This window comes from Cupriavidus sp. UYPR2.512, from assembly GCF_000379565.1.
Lineage (GTDB): Bacteria > Pseudomonadota > Gammaproteobacteria > Burkholderiales > Burkholderiaceae > Cupriavidus.
The window spans coordinates 1-1,346 of the sequence record NZ_KB903105.1 but is presented as its reverse complement, the minus strand read 5'-3'; the positions used below and the strand labels follow the sequence as shown (position 1 = coordinate 1,346).

The window sequence follows — 1,346 nt, the reverse complement described above, 5'->3', positions numbered from 1 at the left end:
TGTATTGCTCAAATCGCTCGCTCGCGCTCATCGCTCTTCATGAACTGTGCCAAGAAGTTTATAGTATGGCACATTTATGACACAGTAAGACTAGGTCGTCGTCCCTTCAGAAGGCTGCGAAGGCAGTCTGAACAACGGGTTGAGGAAAGCGAGGGTGATTGAGAACTCGCAGAAGAAATATTGATCTAATCCATTTCCTGGAAGTCGAGAACCTGCCCAATGAGCAGGCCCTTTTTTTCGTAGCCGCCTGGACGGGATGATCTACATCCCGCCGCTTTGGCTATAGTCGCGCGATGAAATCGGAATCCACGCAGATGCGTCCCGAACTACCCGAAAACGGCGCCGGGAGCCCGGCCGACGCCCCGGCGCGCCACCGCGCCGGCTGGCGCAGCACGCTGGTCAGCGTGGCCGTCAATATTGGCCTGACCGCTGTGCAGGCCGTCGCGGGCGTGATCTCGGGCTCGCAGGCGCTGATTGCCGACGCCGCACATTCGCTGTCCGACCTGCTTTCGGACTTTGTCGTGCTGGCCGCCGGATGGCAAAGCCGCAAGGACCCGGATGCCGATCACCAGTACGGCCACCTGCGCTTCGAGACCGCGGCGTCGCTGGCCCTGGGTGTACTGCTGCTGACGGTGGCGGCGGGTATGCTGTGGGCGGCGCTGGGGAAGCTGCAGCATCCGGCCGGGGCACAGCTGGTTCAGCCGGTAGCACTTTGGGTAGCGCTGGTCGCGCTGGCCTCCAAGGAACTGCTGTTCCGCTACATGCTGGCGGTGGCGCGGCGGGTGCGTTCGAGCATGCTGGTGGCAAACGCCTGGCATGCGCGCTCGGATGCGGCGTCGTCGCTGGTGGTGGCGCTTGGCATCGGCGGCAACCTGCTTGGCTATCACAGCCTCGACCCGATCGCGGCGATCGTGGTGGGGCTAATGGTGGCGCGCATGGGGCTGCGCTTCGGCTGGGACGCACTCAATGACCTGATGGACCGTGCCGCCGACGAAGAAACGGTCGAAGCGATCCTCCGTACCATGCTCGCCACGCCCGGCGTGCGGGGTCTGCACGACATGCGCACGCGCAAGATGGGTGACCAGGTGCTGGTTGATGTCCACCTTGAAATCGACGCCACGCTGACCGTAGCGCAAGGCCATGCGATCGCCGTCGATGCCCGGCGCCGCACGCTGGAGCACCATCACGTGCTCAACGTGATGACCCACGTCGACCCGGTATACGTCGCCGGCACCCCCGCGACAGAATAGATTATATGAACGCCCCCGATGCGCCAGGTTTTCTTGTGTTCTGATTCGACAGGATAGGTTGCAGCTTTATATGCGGCCTTTCTGCAGCATACGCTG

Annotated in this window: 1 protein-coding gene; it reads left to right on the top strand. The window is 62.5% G+C overall.

All coding sequences use genetic code 11. The features are described 5' to 3' along the window. The first annotated feature begins 314 nt into the window (after positions 1-314). Positions 315-1,250, top strand: coding sequence for a cation diffusion facilitator family transporter (locus A3A5_RS0122430; protein ID WP_157637281.1), 936 nt, complete (start codon positions 315-317; stop codon positions 1,248-1,250). Positions 1,251-1,346 lie beyond the last annotated feature (96 nt).